This window comes from Gordonia sp. YY1, assembly GCF_009872315.1.
Lineage (GTDB): Bacteria > Actinomycetota > Actinomycetes > Mycobacteriales > Mycobacteriaceae > Gordonia > Gordonia amicalis.
In genome coordinates this window covers 230,131-251,488 of sequence record NZ_WXYI01000003.1, presented here as the reverse complement: position 1 = coordinate 251,488, position 21,358 = coordinate 230,131, and the positions used below count along the sequence as shown (strand labels likewise).

Sequence of the window (21,358 nt, the reverse complement as noted above, 5' to 3'; positions counted from 1 at the left end):
CGACGTGTCGTCGGCACCCGCCCTGGTCCCGATCGGCGTGCCGGTCACCAACACCTCGACCTGGGTCCTCGACGCACGTCTGCGTCCGGTCCCGGTCGGTGTCCCGGGTGAGCTCTACCTCGGCGGTGTCCAGCTCGCGCGTGGATACGCAGCCCGGCCGGACCTCACCGCCGAACGCTTCGTCGCCGATCCGTTCGGTGCGCCCGGTGCCCGCCTGTACCGCACCGGCGACCTCGTCTGCTGGCGTGCCGACGGCACCCTGGAGTACTTGGGCCGCACCGACTTCCAGGTCAAACTGCGCGGTCAGCGCATCGAGCTCGGCGAGATCGAGTCGGTCATCGCCGCGGTTCCGGGTGTCGTCCACACCGCGGTGACGGTGACGAAGGCGCCTACGGGTGCCGATCACCTCGTCGGCTACGTGGCGCCGCAGAGTGTCGATCTCGATCTCGTGAAGTCCACGGTGGCTGCCGAACTCCCGCAGTACATGTGCCCGACGGTGTGGGTGAAGGTCGAGCAGCTCGAACTCAACACCGCGGGCAAGATCGACCGGAAGTCGTTGCCGGAACCCGACTTCGGGGTCCACGAAGAGGCGTACGTCGCCCCCGCGAACTCGACCGAGGAGATCCTCGCATCGATCGTGGCGCACCTGATCGGAGTGAGCCGGGTCTCGGTCACCGAGTCATTCTTCGCCCTCGGCGGTGACTCGATCATGTCGATCCAGCTGGCCTCCGCGGCTCGCGCGGCCGGCCTGGACCTGTCGCCGCGGGAGATCTTCGAACACCGCACTATCCGTGCGATGGCCGCGGCCGTCGGCGACTCGTCCGAGCGTCTGCCGATGTTGGAGGAGTCCGAGCCCGCCGGCGTCGGCGACCTCGACGTGTCCCCGGTCGTCCACTGGATGATCGAACACGCCCCGGAGACCGCCGATTTCGCCGACTTCGTGCAGGCCTCGGTGCTGCGTGCGCCGGACGAGCTGGATCTGCCGGCGCTGACCGAACTGCTCGCCGCCGTCGTTGCGCGGCACCCGATGCTCACCGCGACCCTCACGGAGGGGCCCGGCGGTTGGCGCTCGACCGCGGGCAACGACTTCGAGGCCGCCGCTGCCGTCATCGAGATGTCCAGTGCGGCAACGGTCGGCACCGAAGAGTTCGATGCAGACATCCGCGCCGCGTTCCGCACCGTCTCGGCCGGCCTCGACCCCGCGACCGGCCGACTGGTCCGTGCTGCCCTCATCCGTGATCAGAACGGTGTCGGACGGCTGCTCCTCGTCATCCATCACCTCGGTGTCGACGCGGTGTCCTGGCCGATCCTCATCGAGGACCTGATCACCGGGTGGGCGCAGCTGTCGCAGGGCCGGACCATCGAGCTGCGTACCGAGCAGACCAGCGCCAGGTCCTGGAACGCGGCGCTCGCCGCACTCGCCGAGTCCCCTCGCGACGAGGTCGCCCACTGGCTCGACCGGTTGCCGACCCGTCCGACCGATCTCGGTGTCGAGTTCGACCCGGCACGCGACCGCATGTCCACCGAGCGTCTCGTCTCCCGCGAGGTGGACGCCGACGTCACGGCGGCCGTCCTCACCTCGGTTCCGGAGGCGTTCGGGGGCAACGTCAACGATGTGCTCCTCGGTGCCTTCGCACGGGCGGTCCGCTCGTGGCAGACCCATCGCGAGATCGCCGACACCGCACCCGTCACCGTCCTCATGGAGGGTCACGGCCGGTACGAGGAGGTGCTGGCCGAGGGGCCGATGCCGCGTCGCGCCGACCTGTCCCGGTCGGTGGGCTGGTTCACGACCATCGCGCCGGTCCGCGTCGATCCGGGTCTCCACATCATCCACGCGGTCAAGGCCGCCAAGGAAGAACGCCTGGCCCAGCCCGACCACGGCATCCGTTTCGGTCTGCTCCGCTACGGCGTTGCGGGCGAACCGGGTTCGTCCGAACTCGCCGGGCGTCCGCTGCCGTCGATCTCGTTCAACTACTTCGGTGCCGGCGGTGGCCGCGAATCGGACGCCGATGCGCTCCCGTTCACGAACGCTTCCGACGCCCCCGTCCTCGGGTCATCCGCATCGGGTCGGATGACCTCGCTGAGCACCCTCGGGATCAGCGTGACGACCGCTCACCACGCCGACGGAGGCCGTAAGCTCGTCGCCGGCGCGAACTTCCCGGGCGCTCTGTTCGCCGACGAGGACATCGCCGACCTGCTCACCCTGTGGACGGCCGAGCTGAAGGCCGTCGCCGATCTGGTGACCGCGGGAACCGCCGTCGGCCTGTCGCCGGCGGATGTCCCCGGCACGCCGCTGCGCCAGGCCGACCTGGACGCTCTGGCCGCGGCACACCCCGGTGCGGACGTGTGGCCGCTCACCCCACTTCAGCGAGGCCTGCAGTTCCAGTCCGAACTGGCACTGAGTTCACGCTCGACCGACGCCGTGGACGTCTATGTCACACAGGCAATCCTGACCCTCGACGGTCACATCGACGTCGAAGGACTGCGGCATGCCGCCGAACAACTCTTCGTCCATCACCGGATCCTGCGGTCCGGCTATGTGCGGACCGCGAGTGGTTCCGTCGTGGCCGTGGTGCCGCCGAGCGTCGAGATCCCTTGGGAGGTCGTCGAAGCGGGTGTCGACGAGGTGGAGGCGACGGTCCGCCGTCTCGCCGACGAGCAGCGGATCAAGCCGTTCGACCTGTCGTCGCCGCCGCTGGTGCGGTTCGTCGTGGTGCGCGCCGACGACGCCACGCGGGTCATCGTCACCAACCACCACATCCTCCTCGACGGTTGGTCCGGTCCGCTCGTGCTCGCAGATCTGCTGGCCCTGTACACCACCGGGGCCACCTACACCGGACAGGTCGGTCCGGCACGCTCGGAAGACGGTCGTCCCAAGGATTTCCGGGACTATCTCGACCGCATCGCGACCGCCGACCGGGAGGCCGGGCTCGCCGCCTGGTCCCGTCTGCTGTCCAAGGTCGAGGGCCCGACACTCGTCGCGCCGGGGGTCGAGGCCACCGCGGACTCGTTGCCCAAGAGTCGCGACGTGGTCGTCGGGGCCGAGGCCAGCTCGGCGATCGACGCGATCTCGCGCGATCACGGCGTGACCACCGCCACCGTCCTGCAGGTTGCGTGGGCGATCCTGCTGTCGCGCCTGACAGGCAACCGTGTGGTCACCTTCGGCGAGACCGTGTCCGGTCGTCCCGCCGACCTCGAGGGCGTCGAGTCTATGGTCGGGTTGTTCATCAACACCCTGCCCGCCGCGGTCGACGTCGATCCGCATGCGTCGATTCTCGAGATCATCAAACAGGTTCAGGCCGACAAGGTCTCGGTGCTCGACCACCAGCATCTCGGCCTGCCCGAGATCGCTCAGGCGGCCCACGTCCCGGTCATCTTCGACACGCTCGCCGTCCACGAGTCGTATCCGGTGGACACCGACTCGATCACCGACGTCGACACCGGACAGGGTGTACGGGTGGTCGACGTGGAGACCACCGACGCCACGCACTACCCGGTGAGCTTCGTGACCTCGCGTCGCGACGAGCAGATCAAGCTCGGATTGTCCTACCTGCCTGCCGCTTTCGACGACGAGCAGGTCGAGGTGTTCACCGACGCACTCGCACACATCCTCACGGCGATGGCGAAGCGTCCCGACACGTTGTCGGCCGACGTGGCCCTGGCGAATGCGGCGGCGCTCGACAAGGTCCGCGAATGGGCCACCGGCGCGAGCACCCCCGTGCCCAGGGCGTCGTTGGCCGATCTGGTCGCCGACCAGATCGCGGCGACCCCAGAGGCGACTGCCCTCGTCGTCGGCGAGCGCGCCGTCACCTACGCAGAGCTCGGTGCCCGCATCGCGGTGCTGGCCCGTCAACTCGTCGCCGCCGGCGTCGGACCGGAGGTCGCGGTCGGTGTGTGCATCGACCGCTCGGTGGAGATGGTCGTCGCGATCCACGCGATCGTCGCAGCGGGTGGGCAGTATGTGCCGATCGACACCGCTGCGCCCGCCGATCGCGTCTCCTACATGCTCACGACGGCCGGGGCCCACATCGTCCTCGTCGCCGCGAATGCGGTGCCGGATGTGATCGCCGAACTCGGCCGCGAGCTCGGTGACGACCTGCACATCACCGAGATCGACTGCACGGCAACGGTCGATGGCACCACACCGCCTCTGACCGACGCCGATCGGGTGCGCCCGATCAATCCGGCCGACGCGGCCTACACGATCTTCACCTCCGGCTCCACGGGTCGTCCCAAGGGCGTCACCGTGTCGCATGAGTCGGCCGTGAACTTCCTGCAGTGGCGTAGTTCGCTCGTCGAGAACCCCGCCGAGCAGATCGCTCTCCTCAAGGCGCCGTACACCTTCGACGCCTCGGTGTTCGAGCTGTTCTGGCCCCTCATGGTCGGCGCCACGACGGTGGTGGCCGAGCCCGGCGGTCACACGGATCCCCGCTACCTGCAGCGTCTCATCACCCGGCACGGGGTCTCGATCGTGCAGTTCGTGCCGTCGATGCTGTCGGTCTATCTCGAAATCGCCTCGGGCATAGGTGATTCCGGTCCGTCTCCGCTGCGGTACATCATCACCGGTGGCGAGGCGTTGTCCGATGCCGTCGCCGCCGAGGTCCACCGGAAGGAGCCGTCGGCGACGCTGCTCAACCACTACGGCCCCACCGAGACGGCGGTCGACCTCACGACGAAGACGGTGTCGGTGGGGGACCGGGTCACCATGGGCCGGCCCGGCACCAACACCACGACGTGGGTGCTCGACGGCAGGTTGCGGCCGGTTCCGCCCGGTATCGCGGGCGAGCTCTACCTCGGCGGGGTCCAGGTGGCGCGCGGGTACACCGGTCAGTCAGGTCTGACCGCCGAACGATTCGTTGCCGATCCCTTCGGTGAAGCCGGCTCACGCCTGTACCGCACGGGAGACCTCGTGCGGTGGAACACCGCAGGTGAGATCGAGTACATGGGCCGTACCGACTTCCAGGTGAAGTTGCGGGGGCAGCGACTCGAACTCGGTGAGATCGAGTCGGTCATCGCCTCGGCGCCCGGCGTGGTCCACTCCGCGGCCACCGTCGTCGATGACCAGCTCGTCGCCTACGTCGCGCCGCCGGTCGACCTCGACCCCGTACGCGAGGTCGTGGCCGCGTCCCTGCCGGAGTTCATGCGTCCGACGGTGTGGATGCAGCTGGAGACCATGCCGCTGAACACAGCGGGCAAGGTGTCCCGGCGTGACCTCCCGCGTCCCGACCTCACCGCGGAAGAATTCGTCGCCCCCGAGGGCGATCTCGAACGAGCCGTCGCCGAGATGTTCGCCGACGTCCTCGGCGTCGACGAGATCGGTGCGACCGCGTCGTTCTTCGACGTCGGCGGCAACTCGCTGTCGGCGATGCGAGCCGCGGCTCGGGTCAGCGACGGCCTGGGTGTCGAGGTCTCGGTACGCGATCTCTTCGAGAACTCCTCGGTGCGCGCACTCGTCGCCGCACTCGACGGCCGCGAAGCCGGCCTCGAACCCGTGGTCGCGGTGTCCCCGCGGCCGGATCGCATCCCGCTCTCGTTCGCCCAGCAGCGGATGTGGTTCCTCAACCGCTTCGAGCCGGGTTCCGCGATGCACAACCTGCCCGCGGTCCTGCGGCTGCAGGGTGAGCTCGACGTCGAAGCGCTGCGTGCGGCGATCGCCGACGTGGTGCGTCGCCACGAGGTCCTGCGGACCACGTTCCCCGACATCGACGGCGCGCCATACCAGCTCGTCCACCCCGAATCGGTGGTCGACGAGCAGCTCGACTGGGAGGTCGTGGACTCGCAGGACGAGCTGATCACCGCCGCCGAAGCCGGCTTCGACGTCACCGGAGAGTGGCCCATCCGGGCACGGCTGTGGCAGGCAGCGGAGAACGAGTACGTCCTGGCGGTGGTCCTGCACCACATCGGTGCCGACGGCGAGTCGATGGCACCACTGGTCTCCGACCTGGTCATCGCCTACAGCGCGCGGGCGCAGGGTCGCGAACCCGAATACCCGCAGCTCGCAGTGCAGTTCGCGGACTACGCGCTCTGGCAGCACCGCGTCCTGGGCTCCGCCGACGATCCCGAGTCCGTGGTCGGTCGTCAGCTGGCCTACTGGACCGAACAGCTCACCGGATTGCCGGACGTGCTGGAGCTGCCCGCCGACCGTCCGCGTCCGCCGGTCGCCTCCGGCCGAGGCGCCCGCGTCGGGGTCGAGATCCCGGCCCACATCGGGCCGCGGATCGCCGAGACGGCCCGCGACGCCGACGTCACCCCGTTCATGGTGGTCCACGCCGCCCTCGCGGTTCTGCTCGCGCGCCTGTCGGCGACCGACGACATCGCGATCGGGACCCCGATCGCCGGACGTGGTCAGGCGGTACTCGACCCGCTGGTCGGCATGTTCGTCAACACGCTCGTCCTGCGCTCCCGGATCGACGGCGATGTGGCGTTCGGCGACCTGCTCGCGCAGGTGCGCGACACCGACCTCAACGCGTTCGCACATGCCGACATCCCGTTCGAGACCCTGGTCGACCGACTCAACCCGGTTCGCTCCGAGGCGTTCTCGCCGCTGGCACAGGTGATCTTCTCCTTCGATCCGTCGGCGAACGCCGCAACCGCTCTCGGCGATGCCGGGGGCCTCGTGGTGGCACCGTACGACGAGGTGGCGGTCGCGGCACAGGTCGATCTCTACATCGAGATGGCGTCCCGCCCGGAGGGCGAGCCGTGGGGTCTGTCGGTCATCTACGCCACCGACCTCTTCGACGAGCCGACGGTCGCGGAGTTCGCGGATCGCTTCATCCGCATCCTCGACGCGCTGACCGCCGACCCCGCCATTTCGGTGGGCGATGCGCCGTTCGTCGCCCCGGAGACCGTGGCCGCCATCGAGGCCGCGGAGTGGGGCGAGCAGGTCGAACTTCCGCCGGCCCAGACCGTCAGCGAGGCGGTCGCGGCGCAGGCACAGCGCACCCCGAGTGCGACCGCTCTCGTCTTCGGTGAGCGCGAGGTGTCGTTCGGTGAGTTCTCCGCACGGGTGAACACCCTGGCGCGCGAACTCATCGACGCCGGTGTCGGACCGAATGTGGCGGTGGCGCTGTGTATCCCGCGTTCGGTGGAGATGATGGTCGCCATCCATGCGGTGGTCGCCGCCGGCGGTCAATACGTCCCGATCGATCTGGCGGCGCCCGCCGACCGTGTGCGCTACATGTTCGACACCGCCGGAGTCGCCGTCCTGCTCGTCGCCGATCCGGATGCGGTCGGCAACGCGGTCTCCGCCGCCGATGAAGGCGGCGTCCGGGTGATGAGCGTCGACGCCGCGCAGCCGGTCGACGTCGATTCCGCCGCCGCGGCACCGGTCGCCGATGCCGACCGCACCTCGCCGCTGCGCGGTGACGATGCCGCCTACACGCTGTTCACCTCCGGTTCGACCGGGCGGCCGAAGGGTGTGACCCTGACGCACACCGCCGTGCTGAACCGGCTGTGGTGGGGTCTGGACGCACTGCCGATCGGTCCCGACGACGTGGTGGTGCAGAAGACCCCGTACACGTTCGACTGCTCGGTACCGGAGCTGTTCGCGCCGTTGACGATCGGTGCACGTCTGGTCGTCCTGGCCGACGGAGGCCATCTCGACCCGCGGTACGTCGCGGACGAGATCGCGCGCACGGGCGCCACGATGGTGCACTTCGTGCCGTCGATGCTCTCCGTGTTCCTCGAGGTGGTCGGCCGCGAGAAGCTCGAGTCGCTCGACACGATCCGCATCGTGTCGACCACCGGTGAGGCCCTGCCTCCGGCGGTCGCCGCACCGGTGCGTGAACTGTGGCCGGACGCCCTGTTCTTCAACCTGTACGGCCCGACCGAGGCCGCGGTCGAGATCACCTTCGAACGCATCCACCGTGTCGCCGCCGACGATCCGACCGTCCCCATCGGCATCCCGGTGTGGAATTCGTCCGCGGTCGTGCTGGATTCACGCCTGCGACGGGTGCCTGCCGGCGTGCCCGGCGAGCTCTACCTCGGCGGTGTGCAACTCGCCCGCGGTTACGCCGGCCGTCCCGACCTCACCGCGGAACGATTCGTCGCGGATCCGTACGGCGATCCGGGATCGCGGCTGTACCGCACCGGCGACCTCGTGCGCCGGCGCCCGGACGGTGTCCTGGAATATCTCGGCCGCACCGACTTCCAGGTCAAGCTGCGCGGCCAGCGCATCGAGCTCGGCGAGATCGAGGCGGTCATCGCCTCGGCTCCGGGTGTGGTCCATGCCGCGGCGACCGTCGCCACTGCACCGGGTGGCGGGGAGCATCTCGTGGGTTACCTCGCCGGCGCACCCGGTGAGACCGTCGACCTCGAGGCTGTGAAGGCAGTTGTCGCCGAATCGCTCCCGGAGTACATGCGGCCGACCGTGTGGATGCCGGTGGAGGACATCGCGCTCAACACCGCGGGCAAGATCGACCGTCGTGCGCTGCCCGAGCCGGTGTTCACCGCAGGCGAGTACGTCGAACCCGCCGATGAGACGGAGGCGGCGGTTGCCGCCGTCTTCGCCGACGTGCTCGGCGTGGACCGGATCAGCGTCACCGACTCGTTCTTCGACCTCGGCGGCAACTCGCTGTCGGCGATGCGCCTCGCGGCGCGGGTCGGCGAGGTCACCGGCACCGACGTCTCGGTCCGTGATCTGTTCGACGCCCCGAGCGTGCGCGAACTCGCGCTTGCCGGCGGCGGTCGGCAGGCCGCGCTGGCGCCGATCGTGCCCGTGTCGCCACGGCCCGAACGAATTCCGCTGGCCTTCGCCCAGCAGCGCATGTGGTATGTCAACCAGGCCGACACGTCGTCGGCGGCGTACAACATCCCGGTGGTGCTGCGCCTGTCCGGTTCAGTGGACACCGACGCGCTGCACGCCGCACTGATCGACGTCGTGGTCCGCCACGAGTCGTTGCGCACCACCTTCCCGTCCGCCGACGGGGTGCCGTACCAGAAGATCAATCGCCCCTCGGCGGTCGCGGCACGCCTGGACTGGCAGGAGGTGTCCTCGCAGGAGGAGATCGAGTCGGCGGTCACCGCGGGCTTCGACGTCACCCGGGACTGGCCCATCCGAGCCCGTATCTGGCGAGTCACCGAGGACGAGCACGTGCTCGCGGTCGTCGCCCACCACATCGCCGCCGACGGCGAATCGATGATGCCTCTGGTGAGCGACGTCGTCACGGGTTACCTCGCCGAGACCGCCGACGCCGATCCCGAGTTCGCCGAACTCGAGGTCCAGTACGCCGATTTCGCGATCTGGCAGCACGAGGTCCTCGGTACGCCGGACGACCCCGAGTCCGTCGTCGGGCGTCAGCTCGCCTACTGGACCGAGCGGCTCGCCGGGCTGCCCGACGTCGTGGAACTGCCCACCGACCGTCCGCGCCCGGCCCGGGCAAGCGGGCGCGGTGCCCGTGTCGACTTCACCATCGACGCCGAACTCGGTGCTCGGATCGAGCGGCTGGCACAGGAGACGTCGACGACCCCGTTCATGGTCGTGCACGCGGCACTGGCCGCCTTGCTCGCGCGGCTGTCGGCGAGCGACGATATCGCGATCGGGACCCCGATCGCCGGACGCGGGCAGCGGGTGCTCGACCCGCTGGTCGGAATGTTCGTCAACACCCTCGTCCTCCGCACCCGGGTCGAGTCGGACCGCGGCTTCGGCGCGCTGCTCGACGCCGCGAAGGACGCCGACCTGGCCGCCTTCGCCAACGCCGACGTCCCGTTCGAGGTGGTCGTCGATGCGGCGGGTGCCCAGCGTTCGGCGGCGTTCGCGCCGTTCACGCAGGTGTGGCTGACGTTCGACCAGTCCACTCTGCCCGAACTCGCGGGCGCCGACCTGACCGTCGGCGAGATTGCCGGTGTTCAGGTCAGTTCGGTTGCTCTGCAGCAGGTTCCGGCGCGCGTCGACCTGCTCGTCGGCGTCACGCAGGCCGAGGCCTCGACCGACTGGTCGGGCAGCATCACCTACGCGACCGACCTGTTCGACGAGCCGACGGTGAACCGCTTCGCCCAGCAGCTCGTCACGCTTCTCGGTGAGGCACTCACCGAACCCGAGACCCCGCTCGGCGGGATCAAGCTGGGTGAGAGCATGTCGGTCGCCCAACTCGCGCGGGCGGCCGCGCAACCCGAGCCGCAACGGGCGACCGTGTCGATCGCCGACTCCGACGCGATCGTCAGCGGGGGACCGGGTACCGGACCGGTCGTCCTCGGCGACCTCTTCGCGCAGGCCGCGTCGAAGTGGGGTATGCGTCAGGCCGTCGTCGACGCCGACAACGTGATGCTCTCGTACGCCGAACTCGACGCGCGGTCGAATCGTCTGGCCCGCTGGCTGATCGGGCAGGGGATCGGACCGGAGAAGCTGGTCGCGCTGGCGATCGGCCGGTCGGCACAGCTGCTCACCGCCATCTGGGCGGTCGCCAAGACCGGCGGCGGGTACGTGCCGATCGACCCGGACTATCCGGCCGACCGGGTGGCGAACATGGTCGAGGACTCCGGCGCCGTGCTGGGCCTGGCCGTGGGCGCATCGGGATCGCTGCCGGGCGAACGTTTCTCGTGGATGCGTCTGGATGACTCGGGCGTGGCCGCGGAGATCTCCGCGCTGTCCGATGCGCCCATCGAGGCCGCGGAACGTCTGGCGCCGGTGCACGTGAACAACCTCGCCTACGTCATCTACACCTCGGGCTCCACCGGACGGCCGAAGGGCGTCGCGGTGACCCATTCGGGTCTGGCGAACTTCGCGGCGGAGGAGATCCGTCGTTCCGGCGCCGACGAGTACTCGCGCGTGCTGGGCTTCGCCTCGCCGAGTTTCGATGCATCGGTGCTCGAATACCTGCTGGCCATGGTCTCCGGTGGCGTGCTCGTCTACCGCCCCGCCGACGCCGTCGGCGGAACGCCGCTGCAGGACTTGATGATGCGGCAGGCGATCACCCACACGTTCCTGACGCCGACCGTGCTCGCCACGATCGAGCCGCAGGCGGTGCCGGCGCTGCGCGTCGTGTACGCCGGTGGCGAGGCCGTGCCGCAGGCGCTGAAGGATGCGTGGGCACCGTTCCGCCGGATCCAGAACCTGTACGGTCCCACCGAGACCACGATCGGCGTCACGATCAGTGCGCCGATGGCCGTCGGCGAATCGGTGTCCCTCGGCGGCCCGCTCGCCGGCGTCGGACTCATGGTGCTCGACGCGCAGTTGCGTCCGGTCCCCGTGGGTGTCACGGGTGAGCTCTACGTCGCGGGCGGCGCGCTGTCCCGCGGCTACCTCGATCGTCCGGGTCTGACCGCGGATCGCTTCGTCGCCAACCCGCACGGCGCTCCCGGCGACCGGATGTACCGCACCGGCGACGTCGTGCGCTGGAAGCAGGACTCCACCGGCGCCCCGGTCCTCGAATACTCGGGGCGCAGCGACGACCAGGTGAAACTGCGCGGTCTGCGGATCGAGCTCGGCGAGATCGAATCCGTCCTCGCCGAGCACCCGGCCGTCCGCTCCGCGGTCGTCGTCGGTGTCGGCGGTTCGGTGGCGACCGCCCTGGCCGCCTACGTGGTCCCGGTCACCGGGGACACCGCGTCGATCGACACCGCCGAACTCCGTGCCTTCGTGGGAGAACGCCTTCCGGCACACATGGTCCCGGCTTCGGTGGCGGTCCTCGACGGCCTGCCGCTGACCCCCGTCGGCAAGCTCGACAAGGAAGCCCTGCCCGAACCGGTCATCGAGGTCGGCGAGATCGTCGAACCGGAGACCCCGGAGGAAGCCGCGGTCGCGGCGGTGTTCGCCGACGTCCTCGGACTCGAGCAGATCAGCGTCGTCGACTCGTTCTTCGATCTCGGCGGGAACTCGCTGTCGGCGACGCGTGTCGTCGCCCGCGTCGGGGAGGCGCTCGGCGTCGAGACCTCGGTCCGTGACCTCTTCGAGGCCCCGACCGTCCGCGCGCTGGTGACCGAGGTCGCCGGCCACGCTGCGGCACTGCCGCCGATCGTCGCCGAATCGGAACGGCCCGAACGCATCCCGCTGTCCTTCGCGCAGCAGCGGATGTGGTTCATCAACCAGTTCGACCCGTCGTTGCCCACCTACAACATCCCGGTGGTGCTGCAGGTCCGCGGGCCGCTCGACACCGACGCCCTGCGGCTCGCGCTGATCGACGTCGTCGAACGGCACGAGGTCCTGCGGACCACCTTCCCGTCGGACAGGGGCAGGGCGTATCAGTCGATCCACCCGGTCGCCGAGATCGCGGACCGGCTCGACTGGTCCGTCGTGGACTCGCAGGCCGAGGTCGAGACCGCCGTGCTGACGGGATTCGACGTGGCTGCCGAATGGCCGATTCGCGCTCGGGTGTGGCGGATCGACGCAGACCGGGCCGTCGTGGCCGTCGTCGCCCATCACATCGCCGCCGACGGTGAGTCGATGAATCCTCTTCTCGCGGATGTGATGTCGGCCTACGATGCGCGGGTCTCGGGCTCGCAGCCCGACTTCACCCCGCTCGAGGTCCAGTTCGCCGACTACGCGCTGTGGCAGCACGACGTGCTCGGCGACGGCTCGGACCCGTCCTCGGTGGTCGGTGCGCAGCTCGCGTACTGGACCGACAAGCTCGCCGGGCTGCCCGAGGTGCTCGACCTGCCGTCGGACCGCCCGCGTCCGCTTGTCGCGTCGCAGCGCGGCGGCCGCGTGGGGACGTCGATACCGGCCGAGATCGGTGACCGCATCCGCGATCTCGCCCGCGAGTCGGACGCGACGCCGTTCATCGTCGTGCACGCCGCGCTCGCGGTGCTGCTCGCGCGGTTGTCGGCGAGTGAGGACATCGCGATCGCCACCCCGGTGGCCGGTCGCGGGCAGCGGGTCCTCGACCCCCTGGTCGGCATGTTCGTCAACACCCTCGTGCTCCGCGCGCAGGTGGACCCGGCGATGCCGTTCTCCGAACTCCTCGGGCAGGCCCGCGAGACCGACCTGCAGGCCTTCGCCCACGCCGACGTCGCCTTCGAGATGCTGGTCGAGCGCCTCAACCCGGTGCGGTCCGAGGCATTCGCCCCACTGGCGCAGGTCATGCTGACCTTCGGCCAGACAGCACTGCCCGAGATGGGTGCCGACACCGCGCCTGCGTCGATCGCCGGTCTCGTGATCGAGCCGATGGCGCCGTCCGATCCGCCCGCCAAGCTCGACCTGACCGTGGGAGTGACCGTCCCCGAGGATGACTCGGACTGGCCGCTGGAACTCGTGTTCGCCCGCGACCTGTTCGACGAGGGCACGATCGCCGCGTTCGCGCAGCGGTTCGTCACCCTGCTCGACGAGCTCACGGCGGCCGTCGCGATGCCCGTCGCCGATGCGGCGCTGCTGGATTCGGCCGAGCGCGGTCGTGTCCTGGCGCAGGCGTCGGGTGCCGAGGTCGTCGTCTCCGGTCTGTCGGTGGCCGACGCGGTCGCCGCACAGGTGGCGGCGTCCGCGGATTCGGTCGCGCTGACGTTCGCCGGGCGCGAGCTGTCCTACCGTGAATTCGGTGCTCGCGTCGCCGAACTCGCCCGTGAGCTGCTGCGGCTGGGCGTGGGCCCGGACGTGGCGGTCGCGGTCTGCATCGACCGCGGCGTCGAGATGGTCGTGGCGATCCACGCGATCGCCGCGGCGGGCGGTCAGTACGTGCCCATCGACACCGCTGCACCCGGCGACCGCGTCCGGTACATGGTGGAGACTGCCGGAGTGGGCGTCGTCCTGCTCGGCGCCCGGCCGGTGGCCGCCGATCTGTCGGATCTCGGTGAGGGCGTTCGTTTCCTGACCGTCGACGCCGATCGCGACATCGACCCGTCGACGGGGCCGATCACCGATGCCGAACGGGTGCGGCCGATCCGTGGCGACGACGCGATCTACACGCTGTTCACCTCCGGCTCGACGGGCCGGCCCAAGGGCGTGACGGTGTCTCATCGTTCGGTGGCCAACCGTCTCTGGTGGGGACTCGCCGAGTACCCGTGGTCCGACGGCGACCGCATCATCCAGAAGACGCCGTACACCTTCGACGTGTCGGTGCCGGAGCTGTTCGGACCGCTCCTGGCCGGTGCGACGATGGTCGTCGCCGCGCCGGGTGGGCACGCCGATCCGCTCTATATCGCCGAACTCGTCGAGCAGACCGCAGCGACGTCGGTGCACTTCGTACCGTCGATGATGTCGGTCTTCCTCGATGTCGTCCCGGCCGAGAAGATCTCACGTCTCCGCACGCTGCGCTGGCTGTTCGCCTCCGGTGAGGCGTTGCCGTCGGCCGTCGTGGCCCGTGCCCACGAGTTGCTACCGCACGTGCAGATCGTCAACCTGTTCGGACCCACCGAGGCCGCGGTCGAGGTGGCCTATGCCGACGTCACCGAGGCCGAGTCGATCGTGCCCATCGGTGTGCCGGTGTGGAACACGACCACCTACGTCCTCGATGCACGCCTCAACCCGGTCCCGACCGGGGTGCCGGGCGAGTTGTACCTCGGCGGCGTGCAGGTCGCACGCGGATACGCGTCGCAACCGGGTCTGTCCGCGGAACGCTTCGTCGCCGACCCGTACGGGGCACCCGGTTCGCGGCTGTATCGCACCGGCGACCTCGTGCGCTGGAACGCCGACAGTGCGATCGAGTACCTGGGCCGCACCGACTTCCAGGTGAAACTGCGCGGGCAACGAATCGAGCTCGGCGAGATCGAGTCGGTCATCGCGGCCACACCGGGCGTCGTGCACACTGCGGTGACCGTGGTCGACGCACCCGGTGGCGCACAGCATCTCGTGGCCTACGTGGCGCCATCGACCGTCGAGAGGACCGTGCTGACGGATGCGGTCACCCGGGCGCTGCCGGAGTACATGCGGCCGACGCTGTGGATGCCGGTCGACGACGTGACCCTCAACAGCGCCGGCAAGCTCGACCGTCGGGCGCTGCCGGCACCGGACTTCGCCGGTCTCGACGCCGACCACGTCTCGCCGGTGGGTGCTGCCGAGGAGACCCTGGCGCAGATCGTCGCCGGACTGCTCGGACTCGAACGGGTCTCGGTGACCGAGTCGTTCTTCGCTCTCGGCGGCGACTCGATCATGTCCATCCAGCTCGCCTCCGCGGTGCGTGCCGCCGGATTCATGCTGACGCCGCGCGACATCTTCGAGCAGCGGACCGTCCGCGCGATGGCACGCGTGATCGCCGGTGAGGCCCACCGTCTACCGCCGCTCGCCGAGCTCGACGGTGCCGGGAGTGGCGGCCTCCCGCTCCTGCCGGTCATGTCGTGGATGGTCGACCACTCCACCGCGCCGGCGGATTTCGCCGACTTCTCGCAGAACGCGGTGCTGTACGCCCCGGAGGGACTGACCCCTGAGGTGTTCGACGAACTGCTCGAAGCGCTCGTCGCGGCGCACCCGATGCTGGCCGCACGACTCGAGCACGCCGACGGTTCCTGGACGCTCACGGCCGGTGCTCGCACGGCCGGACCCCGGCGCACCACCGCCCGGCGTTCGGCCGCACGGGTGGGCACGAGTGAATTCGACGCCGACGTCCGTGCGGCGCATGTCGAGGCGCTCGGACGACTGGACCCGGCTTCGGGTGAGCTCGTCGCGGCCGTCATCGTCACCGATGCGGACGGCGTCGGTCGGGTCGTTCTCGCGGTCCATCACCTCGGTGTGGACGCCGTGTCGTGGCCGATCCTCGTCGAGGATCTCGTGACCGCCTGGGCGCAGCGCGCCGCCGGTCAGACGTACTCGCTACGCGCCGAAGGGACCTCGGAGCGGACCTGGGCACATGCGGTGGCCGGGCAGGTCGAGCGGCGTCACGCCGAACTCGGCTACTGGCTGGAACGCTCACCACACCGGCCCACCGATCTCGGGGTCACCCTCGATCCCGATCGCGATCGCTTCGCGACCGAGGTCTCGGTGGCCCACACCTTCGATGCCGAGGTGTCCGAGGCCGTCCTGACCTCTGTCCCGGAGGCGTTCCGCGGCAACGCGAACGATGTGCTGCTCGGTACGTTCGCCCGCGCGGTCCGCGCGTGGCAGGGTGCCCGTGGCATCGCCGACGTCTCGCCGGTCACGGTGCTCGTCGAGGGCCACGGCCGAGCGGACTCGATCGACGTCTCCGGCGCCGGGCATCCCGAGGGTGGGGAACACAGCGTCGATCTCTCGCGGACCGTCGGCTGGTTCACCACCATCGCGCCGGTGGCTGTCGATCCGTCCGCGGATGTCGTCCACGCGGTGAAGTCGGCCAAGGAAGAGCGTCTGCGCCAACCGGATTCGGGCCTCGGCTACGGGGTGCTGCGCTACCTCGCGGACACCGAGTTGTCGCGGCGTCCGCTGCCGTCGATCGGCTTCAACTTCTTCGGAGCCGGCCGCGCCGGTCGGGCGTCCGAGGCGGAGGCCGAGATCGTCCCGTTCACCGGCGCACCCGACGCGCCGGCCCTGCCGGCGTCGGTGTCGGGGGCGATGGTCGCCTTGAACCAGTTGAGCGTCAACGTCGGTACCCGGCGGGACGAGCAGGGACGTCGACTCACCGCGAACTTCACGTTCCCGGGTGCTCTGCTGCGAGACGCGGACGTCAACGACCTGGCCGCCCTGTGGGCGGACGAACTCCGGGCACTCGTGGGGCGGGTCGCCGAGGACGGCGACCCCGGACGGTCGCCGTCCGACGTCCCGGGCAGCACGATCACCCAGGACGAGCTCGACGCGCTCGCGGTGCGGTACCCCGGGGCCGACGTGTGGCCGCTCACCCCGCTGCAGGCCGGTCTGTACTTCCAGTCGCAGGTCGCGACGGCCATGGCCGTCACGAACACCGACGACGGGGAACCCGGGGATGCCGGCGTGGACGTGTATGTCACGCAAGCGGTTCTGCATCTCGGTGGCGACGTGGACACCGGACGCCTACGGTCCGCGGCCGAACAGCTGGTCGCTCACCACCGCGTGCTCCGCAGTGCCTACGTCCGCACCCCGAGCGGCGCCCCGGTGGCCGTCGTGCCGCCGGAGGTGGAGGTCCCGTGGACAGAGGTCTCGGTGGGGACCGATCCCGCCGGTGCGGTCGCGGACGGACTCGTGCGTCAGATCGCCGATGCGCAACGCATCACGCCGTTCGATCTCACCGAACCGCCGCTGATCCGGTTCGTCTGTGTCCGTCGCGGGGACCACGACGACACCTCCGTGAGCCTGATCGTGACGAACCATCACATCCTGCTCGACGGCTGGTCGGGGCCGTTGGTCCTCGCCGACCTGCTCGCGCTGTACGCCGGGATGGGAACGTACACGGGCACTCTCGCGGGTGACTCGGACTTCGGCGACCACGTGCGGCGCCTCGCCGCGGCCGACCCGACGGCCGGACTCGACGCCTGGCGACAGGTGCTCGCACCGCTCGACGAACCGACGATGGTCGGCGGCGGCGACGAGGCCACGACGACGTCGTTGCCCCGCAACCACGAGGAGTGGCTCGACGCCGAGCTGACCGCGGGCATCAACCGCCTCGCCCGTGCGCGTGGCGTGACGGTCAGCACGATCCTGCAGTTCGCGTGGGCAGTGCTGCTCTCGCGGATGACCGGGAACCGGGTCGTCGCATTCGGCGAGACGGTGTCGGGACGCCCGGCCGATCTCGACGGTGCCGAGGGCATGGTGGGTCTGTTCATCAACACGGTGCCCGCCGTCGTCGATGTCGATCCGACCGCGTCGATCGGTGACGTGCTGACCGCCATGCAGGGCGACAAGGTCGCGGTGCTCGATCATCAACACATCGGTCTGGCCGACATCGCGGTGCAGGCCGGGATGGGTGCCCTGTTCGACACGTTGACCGTCTTCGAGTCGTTCCCGGTGAACACCGATTCGCTGGAGACCGCGGACGCCTCACTCGCCGGTGGTCTCCAGATCGTCGGGGTCGACGCCGACGACTCGACGCACTATCCGCTCAATCTCGCATCGTCACCGTCCGGCGACCGGCTCCAGCTGAAGCTGAAGTACCTCCCGTCGGCCTTCGGCGAGGAGCAGATCCGGATCTTCGGGACGGCGCTGCGGGAGATCCTGCGGACGACCGTCGCCGAACCCGATCTGCGGACCTCGGCCATCCCGCTGCTAGACACGGCCGCGGCAGCCGAGCTGGCGCCGGTCCCGGGACCGGCCACGCCGGCACCGCGCCTGCTGTCGGACGTCTTCGCCGACGTGGTCGCCGCGCACGGCGACATCGTCGCGGTCACCGATGCCCACGGTGCAACGCTGACCTTCGACGAACTCGACGTGGCGTCGAACCGGGTGGCGCGGTGGATGATCGGGCGCGGTATCGGCGTCGACTCAGTCGTCGGCCTGGCCGTCGGCCGGACCGCCGACCGGCTGGTCGCCCAGTGGGCGGTCGTCAAGCTCGGCGCGGCGTACCTGTCGATCGATCCGTCGCTGCCCGCCGACCGGATCGCACACATGGTCGCCGACTCCGGGGTCGAGCTCGTGGTCGGCGCCGGTCGCGATCTCGTCGCGGACACGGATGCGCTAACGGCCGGGGTCGAGTGGATCGAGGTCCGGGCGCTGGCCGCGGAGGTCGACGGCTTCGACGGTGCGGCACTGGCGCCCGCTGAGATGCCGGGGACCCCGCAGCTCGACGCGACCGCCTACGTCATCTACACCTCCGGTTCCACCGGCGTCCCCAAGGGCGTCGCGGTGACGTATCGAGGCGCGCACGCGTTCGCCGTCGTCGAGGTCGAGAAGTTCGGTGCGACACCCGGATCGCGGGTCCTGGGCTACGCGTCACCGAGCTTCGACGCCTCGGTGCTGGAGTGGCTGCTGGCGTCGGCCTCGGGGTCGACGCTCGTCTACCGTCCCGACGACGTGGTCGGCGGTCCGGATCTGACCGCCTTCCTCGCGGAGAACGAGCTGACGCACGTGTTCCTGACACCGAGCGTGCTGGCGACCGTCGAGGCCGCCGAGCTGCCCGCGTTGCGGATGCTCGCCTCCGGTGGTGAGGCGGTCTCGCAGGCGCTCGTGAAGCGGTGGGCCGGACAGGTGACGTTCCACAACGCCTACGGTCCGACCGAAGCATCGGTCGCGGTCGCCATCAGCGATCCCCTCGATCCGGACGAATCCGTGCACATCGGCGGACCGCTGGCCGGGACCGGCCTGGCGGTGCTCGATCAGGGACTCGCGCCGGTGCCCGTCGGGATGGCGGGCGAGCTGTACGTCACCGGGGCCTCCCTCGCACGGGGCTACCTGCGACGTCCGCGCCTGACCGCTGAACGCTTCGTCGCCTCCCCGTTCGGATCGCACGGGGAACGCATGTACCGCACCGGTGACCGCGTGCGGTGGGTGCGTAACTCCGGCGGGCAACTCGTCCTCGAGTACCTGGGACGGGCCGACGACCAGGTCAAGATGCGCGGTCTGCGCATCGAACTCGGTGAGATCGAGAACGCGCTTGCCGACCACCCCCGCATCGACACCGCGGTCGTACTCGGGATCGGCGGATCGGTGGCGACCGCCTTGGCCGCCTATGTCGTCCCTGCCCCAGGTGTGCCGGTCGCCGAGATCGACATCGCCGAGGTGCGGGACCGACTTGCGGAACGCCTGCCGTCGTACATGATCCCGGCGACCATCACGGTGCTCGAAGCACTGCCGCTGACGCCGACCGGCAAGCTCGACAAGCGTGCGCTGCCGGCACCGGAATCCGATGCCGGGGACCTCGTGGCACCGGAGACACCGGCCGAGGCGCAGGTGGTCGCTATCTTCCGTGAGCTGCTGGGCGTGGAGACCGTCTCGGTCACCGGCGACTTCTTCGCACTCGGCGGCAACTCGTTGTCGGCGACGCGACTGGCGGCACGCATCAGCGATGCGCTCGGCGCCGACATCGGCGTGCGCGAGGTGTTCGAGGCGGCCACGCCGCGGGCACTGGCGGCTCTCGCCGACGGGCGCGGAGGTCTGCGGGCCGCGGTGACTCCGGTGTCACCACGACCGGACCAGATCCCGTTGTCGTATGCGCAGCAACGCATCTGGTTCATCAACCGTCTCGACCCGGCTTCGGCGGCCTACAACCTGCCGATCGGTGTCGAACTCAGCGGTGATCTCGATGTCGAGGCTCTGCGGGCGGCGATCGGTGACGTCGTCACACGGCACGAGATCCTGCGCACCACCTTCCCGGCCGTCGACGGCCGGCCGACGCAGGTCGTCCACGACGCCGACAGCGCCGCGGCACGACCCGACCTGGCCGACTGTGGTTCGCAGGAAGAGCTGTTCGAGGCGCTGACCACCGGGTTCGACGTGACCACGCAGGTGCCGGTCCGAATCCGCTTGTGGCGCCGGGACGATCGGACCTGGGTCCTGGTCGCGGTGCTGCACCACATCGTCGGCGACGGCGAGTCGATGATGCCGTTGATGGGCGACGTGATCGGCGCGTACCAGGCACGGGTCGAGGGCCGGGCTCCGGAACTGCCGCCGCTGCCGGTGCAGTTCGCCGACTACGCGCTGTGGCAGCACCGGGAACTCGGCGCCTTCGACGATCCGACGTCGGTGGTCGGCCGACAGCTGTCCTACTGGCTCGACCAACTGGCCGGTCTGCCGGACGTGCTGGAACTGCCCGCGGACCGACCACGCCCGACCATCGCGTCCATGCGTGGCCGCCGCGTCGACTTCGAGATCCCGAAGGCGGTCGCCGCCAGGATCACCGGGCTCGCCCGCGACCGGGGACTCACGCCGTTCATGGTGTTGCATGCCGCGCTCGCGGTCCTGCTGGCCCGGGTGACGGCAACCGACGACATCGCGGTCGCGACTCCCATCGCGGGACGCGGCCGGGCGGAGATCGATCGGCTGATCGGCATGTTCACCAACACCCTGGTGCTCCGTACGAGCATCGACCCGGGTATGACGTTCGAGGAGTTGCTCGACGACACGCGCGTCGTCGACCTCGACGCGTTCACCCACGCCGATGTGCCGTTCGAGACGCTGGTGGACCGCCTGAATCCCACCCGCTCGCGCGCGTTCTCACCGCTGGCCCAGGTGATGCTCACCTTCGCCCAGCCGGACGGACCGGCGGAGGCGCCGGGTGGGGCAGTGCTGTTCGAGGCGAACGGCCTGACGGTCGCGCCGCTGGAGACGCCGGTCACCTCGGCCCAGCTGGACCTGACGGTCGCGGTGGGGATGCGACATGACCGGTCCTGGTCGGCCAGCATGGTGTACGCGACAGACCTGTTCGACGAGCCGACGGTCGAGCTGTTCGCGCAGCGCTTCGTCACGCTCCTCGACGGGCTCACCGCTCGACCGGACGACGCGGTGGGCGAGAGCCCGCTGGTGACGCCGGCCGAACGGGAGCGGGTGCTCGACTGGTCGTCGGGTGGACGGGGGCCCACGGCCGGGACCGGCACCCTGCCGGGCATCATCGGTCACCGGGAACCCGGGCGCGATGATTGACGGACGTGACACGGGGGGACACTCAGCACGGCGAAGCAG

At 70.0% G+C, this 21,358-nt stretch carries 1 protein-coding gene (cut by a window edge); it reads left to right on the top strand.

Annotated features, from left to right (window positions below; all coding sequences use genetic code 11):
* Positions 1-21,319 carry the 3' portion of a non-ribosomal peptide synthase/polyketide synthase gene (locus tag BPODLACK_RS06365; protein WP_159404919.1) on the top strand. The gene continues 18,752 nt to the left of window position 1, outside the view, so only the last 21,319 of its 40,071 coding nucleotides appear in the window; its start codon lies off the left edge, out of view; its stop codon occupies positions 21,317-21,319.
* Positions 21,320-21,358 lie beyond the last annotated feature (39 nt).